We start from the raw sequence: 6,889 nt of genomic DNA, 5'->3' as shown, positions 1-6,889 counted from the left end.
GGAACGGGACGGTGCTCCAGCAGGCGCTCCTCAGGGACCGGATGGCTGGGCATTGACCCTTTCTCGGCCCCGGAACGACGAAACCCGGTCACCGCAGCGCGGTGACCGGGTCGCGTCGTGGGGTCTGAGACGCCCACGACCGGGACTACATCACTTGGAGACGACGATGTCCTGCTCGTGGATGCCGGGACCCTCGGGGCTGATCGACGCATCGCCGTTGCCCACCGAAGAGAGGGCGCGAACCGTCCAGGTTCCGGGAGCGGCGAAGAACCGGAAGTCGCCGGTGGGCGAGGCGACGACCTCGGCGGTGAATTCACCGGTCGAGTCGAGGAGACGCACGAAGGCGCCGGCGACGGGGTTACCCGAGCCGTCGGTGACCTGCCCGGTGAGGACGGTCTCCTTCTCCACGTCGACGCCCGCAGGCAGCTTCTGTCCCTGCTTGGGTGCAGCACACATAGTTATTACTTTCCTTCTCCGAGTTCGATCGGCGCACCGACCAGCGAGCCGTACTCGACCCAGCTTCCGTCGTAGTTCTTGACGTTCTTCTTGCCGAGCAGCTCGGTCAGCACGAACCAGGTGTGGCTCGAGCGCTCGCCGATGCGGCAGTACGCGATGGTCTCGCGGCTGTCGTCGAATCCCTTGTCCGCGTACAGAGCGGTGAGCTCCTCGTCGGACTTGAAGGTGCCGTCCTCGTTCGCGGTGGTCGACCACGGGATGTTGATGGCGCCGGGGACGTGGCCGCGCTGCTGCGCCTGCTCCTGCGGGAGGTGAGCCGGCGCGAGGATCTTGCCGGAGAACTCGTCAGGGCTGCGCACGTCGACCAGGTTCTTGGTGCCGATGGCGTCGATGACCTCGTCGCGGAAGGCGCGGATGCTGAGGTCGGGCGAGGAGGCCTTGTACTCGGTGGCCGGACGGGTGACCGCATCCGAGGACAGCGGACGACCGTCGAGCTCCCACTTCTTACGGCCGCCGTCGATCAGCTTGACGTCGTTGTGGCCGTACAGCTTGAAGTACCAGTAGGCGTAGGCGGCGAACCAGTTGTTGTTGCCGCCGTAGAGGATGACGGTGTCGTCGTTGGAGACGCCGCGCTCGGACAGCAGCTTGGAGAAGCGGTCGGCGTCGACGAAGTCGCGACGGATGCCGTCCTGCAGGTCCTGCTTCCAGTCGAGCTTGATCGCGCCCGGGATGTGGCCGCCATCGTAAGCCGAGGTGTCTTCGTCGACCTCGACGAAGACGGTGTTGTCGGCGTTGAGGTTCTGCTCAGCCCACTCGGTGCTGACCAGGACGTCGGAACGTGCCATGTCTGGTTCCTTTCGGATGGATAACTGGTGGTGGATGGATCTGGTGATGCGAAACAGCGGCGAGGCGCGGACAAGCGCCCGCGGCTCAGATCTGTGATGAACGAGGAGGCGCATGGAGAAGACACTCAGGCCTCGGGAGAATCGCACCCCGTCGTCATCGGCGGTGCGCATGGCGCGGCTGCGGGGCAGCGCTTGTCATGGCACACCGTCAGCGGTGCGTGCGACAGCAACAATCGGCGACGCGACAGAAGTCGATCGCCCGGCGACGTGTGAGCATGTACTCACGGCGCTGTTGCATGCCAACGAGGGTACAACAGTGCCGAACGGAGTCCGAAACCCCGGGTGGATTGCACTCTGACCTGCGCAAAAAGGTCACGAAAGGGAGGCGCGCGCTTCCGGTCGTGGCGTCGGGTCAGAACCGGTCCGGGCGCACGTCGGTGACGCCCGTTTCGGAGACCAGCTGGACGTCACCGCCGAAGCTCTCCGCGCGCTGGGCGACGAGCCCCCAGGCCATCGGGAGCCGGGGGAGGACCATGCTGAACCGGTCGAGTACGGCCGCGCGCATGTCCTGGGGGACCTCGGCGTCCACGTGACGTTCGGGTCCGGTGTAGAAGTCGGTGGCCCGGATCTCCAGCGCGCCGTCGGTCACCGAGAGGTCGACAGCGACGCTGACCCGAACCTTGGGGCCGGTGTAGGCCGACGCGGACGGCGGATCGTCGGCGTCGAGGCCGTCGTCGGGTGGCAGTGCCACCGTCCCGGTGAAGACGACTCCCTCCGACCGTGAGACGACCCCGTCCTGCGGGCCACCGCTGCCGGCCTTCCCATCGGGACCGGGCGTGCTGACGGTCAGGTCGGTGATGCGCAGATACCTCGCAAGGGTGACCGCATCGAGGCGGGTGTAGGCCGAGATCGCGTCGGTGTGCAGAACATCACTCGCGGAGAAATCGCCTCGTTCGGGACCCCGGAATCGGCCGAGTACGGCGCCGAGTTCGCCGCGACAGATGCCGCGTACGGGTTCACAACCCGGGAGTTCGACGCCGCGGGCGGCGATCGTCACGCCCGCGTAGTCGCCCGAACCGGCCTGGGTGAGGAATGGAAACCCGGCGAGGGTCACCTCGGGATCGGATGGGACGCGCGGTGATTCGGCGAGGGCCTCCGACAACCGGTGTTCGCCGCGGATGGCCGCGCCGACGTCGACGAGCAGTGTTGCCGCCGCCGCGACCACGACGACCACCGCCGCGATGACGAGGACTTTCCGGATGCCCGGCATGCTCGGAAGACCACCCTCTCCATCGTGTCCACCGACGGTTTCGACTCGCCTTGTTAACAGCGGGGGGCGTCGGTGGCGCTATTCTGTCACCTATCTCGCACACGTTGGTAAGGCAGCGTAAACAATCCTCGACGATGTGCGCGGAGGCGTTCACAGCGTGGTGAGCGGATTGGTTGGTCCGGAACCGAACGAGATCGGAGTGCTAGGTGGATCTCTTGTTGTTGACGGCCGATCCCAATCCGGAATCGGTCTTGCCGTCGCTGTCGCTGCTCGCCCACAACGTGCGAGTCGCCCCGACGGAGGTCTCCTCACTCATGGAGGCGGGCAATGCGGATGTGGCCCTCGTCGACGCCCGCGCGGATCTGGCGGCGGCACGAGGACTGTGCCGCCTGCTGGGTAGCACCGGATCGTCGGTGCCGGTGGCGGCTGTGCTGACCGAGGGTGGCTTGGTCGCGGTCAATGCCGACTGGGGCATCGACGAATTCCTGCTCCCGGGGACGGGTCCGGCAGAGCTCGACGCGCGGTTGCGATTGCTGGTGGTGCGCACTCGGGGGGTGGCCGCCGAGGAGACCTCGGGCAAGGTCACCCTGGGGGAACTGGTCATCGACGAGGGGACGTACACCGCGCGACTGCGTGGGCGTCCCCTCGATCTGACTTACAAGGAATTCGAACTGCTGAAGTACTTGGCGCAGAACGCAGGTCGCGTGTTCACGCGCGCCCAGCTGCTGCAGGAGGTGTGGGGTTACGACTTCTTCGGCGGCACGCGCACGGTCGACGTGCATGTCCGTCGACTCCGCGCCAAACTCGGCAGCGAACACGAATCGCTGATCGGCACGGTCCGCAACGTCGGATACAAGGCGGTGCGACCCACCCGTGGCCGGGCAGCTCAGGCCGAAGCCGAGGACGTGGCGGAAGATGGTGTGCCGGATATCGATCCGGCCGGTTTCGACGACACGGTCGACGGTCCGGATACCTTCGACGAGGAGTTCAGTGCCAGCGCCGGAAGCTGACGATTTCCAGGTACGACGCGGTGCCGCTCCGGCGGAGGTCGTCGCCGAGGCGCATCGTCTCGTACGTGCCGCGACGGCCGCCGACGGCGTCGCGCCGCTCTCCGACGATGCGGTGAAAGCAGTTGACGCCGAAGCGGATTCGCCGATCATCCACGTGTGGTCGACGGGCGCGTACGCCAACATCGTCCCCGGTCGCGACGGCGAACCGTCGATGATCGAAGCGGTTGTCGACCCGGAGCAGCGTCGCCAGGGCAAGGGGCGCCGACTGCTCGAGGCCGCGTTTGCCGCGGCCCGAGAGGACGGTCTCGAGGCTCGGGTGTGGGCGCATGGCGACCTCCCCGGTGCGGTGGCCCTCGCGTCGGCGATGGGACTGCAGAAGCGCCGCGAGCTGCTGCAGCTGCGACGCCCGGTCGGGGAGGGCCACGAACTCCCCGAACTCGCAGTCGATCCGGGACTCACGCTCCGGACCTACGCGGGGTCGGCGGACGATGCGGAGATCCTGCGCGTCAACAACGCCGCCTTCGACTGGCATCCCGAACAGGGCGGCTGGGAGCTCGATCAGATCACCGAGCGGGTCGCCGCCGACTGGTTTGACCCCGAAGGCCTCTTCCTGGCCTTCGACACCGAGGACCCCACGAGGCTTCTCGGGTTCCACTGGACCAAACTGCACGACGCCGAACTCGGCGAGGTGTACATCGTCGGGGTCGATCCGCAGGCTCAGGGCCGCGGGCTCGGCAAGCTGCTGACGCTCGCCGGACTCCATCACCTCGCACGGCGCGGCGTCGCCGAGATCAACCTCTACGTCGAGGGTGACAACACGGCCGCGCTGCGGACGTACGAACGCCTCGGGTTCACCAGGTTCGCCGTCGACGTCGCCTACGGCTGAGTCCACTCAGCCGGTCGTCGCGAGCCCGACGTGCCGGGTTCACCTTCCGTTCACCTTCTGTCGGGGATCAGGCCATCCGACGCGCTTACCTTTCTGTATCGAACACTCCGGACACCCGGGCCTCGGGACGGGGAACGACACGGAAAGGCAACACCTGCGGTGAGAATCAAGCGGAACGGCGCTCTGGCGGCGGTGTCGGCGATCGCGGCATTGACCCTGGTGACGGCGTGCGGTGGGGGAAACACTCCGACGGTGAGTGGCGAGGGTTCGACGGCCCAGCAGAAGGCCATGGAGCATTTCGGTCAGATCCTTTCCGACGATGACGACATCGTCCTCGACTACACCGGCAGCGGCTCCGGTGACGGCATCAAGAAGTTCATCGCCGGCGACGTCGACTTCGCGGGTTCCGACTCGGCGCTCAAGGCCGACGAGGTCACCGCGGCCAAGGAACGCTGCAACGGCAACGACCCCTGGCATCTGCCGCTGGTCGTCGGACCGGTTGCGATCGCCTACAACCTCGAGGGCGTCGACAACCTCAAGCTCGACTCCGCCGTGATCGCCAAGATCTTCAACGGCAAGATCACCAAGTGGAACGATCCGGCGATCGCCGCACTCAACCCGGGTGTGCAGCTGCCCGGTGGCGACATCGTCCCGGTCTACCGCTCCGACAGCTCGGGCACGACCGACAACTTCCAGCGGTTCCTTCAGAACTCGGCGCCGAACGACTGGCCGTATGAGCACAGCAAGGAGTTCGCTCCCAAGAACGTCGGTTCGGGTGCGTCCAAGTCGACCGGAGTCGGTGACACCGTCAAGAAGACCCCCGGCTCGATCACCTACGTCGAGTGGGGCTTCGCCACCGAGAACGACCTCGGCGTCGCCGACATCGACTTCGGAGCAGGTCCGGTGGAGCTGAACGCCGCCAGCGCCGGCAAAGCCCTCGACGAGCTGGCCTTCAAGAACCCGGACAGCAAGGACCTGGTCGTCGACACCGACGCGCTGTTCGCTTCGAAGGCCCCGGGTGCCTACCCGCTGCTGCTGACGCCGTACTCCATCGTCTGCTCGGCGGGCTACTCCGACGATGCGACCAGCACCACCCTCAAGGACGCGTTCACGAAGATCCTCGGCGACGGCCAGACCGGCCTCGAGGAGATCGGCTACGTGCCGGTGCCGCAGAATTTCAAGGCCAAGCTGCAGGGCAGCATCGACGCGCTCGCCGGCAGCGGCAACGCCTGACGTGACACAACAGGACAGCGCGCGCGGGGCCGCCACGGTTTGCGGCCCCGCACGCGCGGTTGACACACTGACACGACTCTTCGCGTGTCGCACGGACTGTGAGCGGTGGACCGGGAAGTGGCCCCAATGACCAGAGCGGAAGCACAAGAAGGACGCATGACGTCGCTGAGCAACGAGGGTGGCGCGGTCCCGCCGGATTCCGACGTAACGAGCCTCCCCGAGGCATCGCCAGACGGTTCGTCATCGGGCAGCCTGCACTCCGCGGCCCGCCACCGCGTGGCGGACCAGATCTTCCGCACGCTGGCCGTCGGCTCGGGATTCGTCGTCTCGCTCGTCATCGGGCTGATCGCGCTGTTCCTCGTCGCGCAGGCCGTCCCGTCGCTGCTGAAGAACGAGGAGAACTTCTTCACCTACACCGGTGACTGGGTCACCAGCGGCAACCAGCTCGCCTTCGGTATCCCGCAGCTGTTCTATGCGACGGTCGTCGTCTCGGTCATCGCACTCCTCATCGCGATGCCGGTGGCGCTCGGGATCTCGATCTTCCTCACCGAGTACGCGCCCAAGCGTCTCGTCGGGCCCATCACCTACACCGTCGACCTGCTCGCCGCGGTGCCCTCGATCGTCTACGGCCTCTGGGGCATCCTGGTGCTGGGTCCGGCGCTGGTGCCGGTCAACGAGTGGGTCGTCGGACACCTCGGTTTCCTGCCGTTCTTCCAGCAGCCCACCCAGGTCGCGAACATGTCCACCGGCGGCACGCTACTCACCGCGGGCATCGTGCTCGCCGTCATGATCCTGCCGATCATCACCGCGGTCACCCGCGAGGTCTTCATGCAGACCCCGAGGGGGCACCGCGAGGCGGCGCTCGCCCTGGGTGCCACGAAGTTCGAGGTCGTCAAACTCGCGGTCCTGCCGTTCGGCTTCTCCGGCTACATCTCCGGTTCGATGCTCGGCCTCGGCCGCGCGCTCGGCGAGACGATGGCGCTGCTGCTGATCATCTCCACCGCCGGGCCGATGAACTTCAACCTCATGGAGAGCGGTGAGACCTTCGCGACCAAGATCGCGAACAACGCCGCCGAGTTCGACTCGCCGGCCAAGACCGGCGCCTACATCTCCGCAGGCCTGACCCTCTTCGTCCTGACCTTCATCGTCAACGCCGCCGCTCGTGCGGTCGTCGCCGGAAAGAAGTGAG

General features: G+C 66.7%; 7 protein-coding genes. 4 read left to right on the top strand and 3 right to left on the bottom strand.

Going from position 1 to position 6,889, the window contains the following annotated elements; all coding sequences use genetic code 11:
- Positions 1–150: 150 nt before the first annotated feature.
- From OK17_RS16370 to OK17_RS16360, 3 genes are all read right to left on the bottom strand, one after another.
- A complete protein-coding gene (locus OK17_RS16370; protein WP_006866205.1) occupies positions 151–456 on the bottom strand; it encodes a DUF1416 domain-containing protein in 306 nt (101 codons plus the stop codon).
- Between the two features lie 5 nt (positions 457–461).
- Positions 462–1,301, bottom strand: a complete 840-nt coding sequence (locus OK17_RS16365; protein ID WP_461418082.1) for a sulfurtransferase — start codon at positions 1,299–1,301, stop codon at positions 462–464.
- Positions 1,302–1,713: 412 nt separating this feature from the next.
- A complete protein-coding gene (locus tag OK17_RS16360) occupies positions 1,714–2,571 on the bottom strand; it encodes an LmeA family phospholipid-binding protein (RefSeq protein WP_461418081.1) in 858 nt (285 codons plus the stop codon).
- A gap of 206 nt (positions 2,572–2,777) precedes the next feature.
- On the opposite strand from OK17_RS16360, the gene OK17_RS16355 reads away from it, so the two are divergent.
- The 4 genes from OK17_RS16355 to pstC all read left to right on the top strand — a co-directional run bounded on the left by OK17_RS16355 (position 2,778) and on the right by pstC (position 6,888).
- Positions 2,778–3,581 (top strand): winged helix-turn-helix domain-containing protein, encoded by an 804-nt coding sequence (locus tag OK17_RS16355; RefSeq protein ID WP_232715898.1) that lies wholly within the window; start codon positions 2,778–2,780, stop codon positions 3,579–3,581.
- Positions 3,562–4,467: a mycothiol synthase gene (mshD, locus tag OK17_RS16350; RefSeq protein ID WP_232715899.1), complete on the top strand. Its 906-nt coding sequence runs from the start codon at positions 3,562–3,564 to the stop codon at positions 4,465–4,467. Before OK17_RS16355 ends, mshD begins: the two co-directional genes overlap by 20 nt.
- Positions 4,468–4,626: 159 nt before the next feature.
- Positions 4,627–5,700, top strand: a complete 1,074-nt coding sequence (gene pstS / locus OK17_RS16345; RefSeq protein WP_232715900.1) for a phosphate ABC transporter substrate-binding protein PstS — start codon at positions 4,627–4,629, stop codon at positions 5,698–5,700.
- A gap of 156 nt (positions 5,701–5,856) precedes the next feature.
- Positions 5,857–6,888 (top strand): phosphate ABC transporter permease subunit PstC, encoded by a 1,032-nt coding sequence (pstC, locus tag OK17_RS16340; protein WP_461418080.1) that lies wholly within the window; start codon positions 5,857–5,859, stop codon positions 6,886–6,888.
- The last annotated feature ends 1 nt before the right edge of the window (position 6,889 follow it).

Source organism: Gordonia sp. GN26, assembly GCF_054823965.1.
This window is presented reverse-complemented; position numbering and strand designations above follow the sequence as displayed.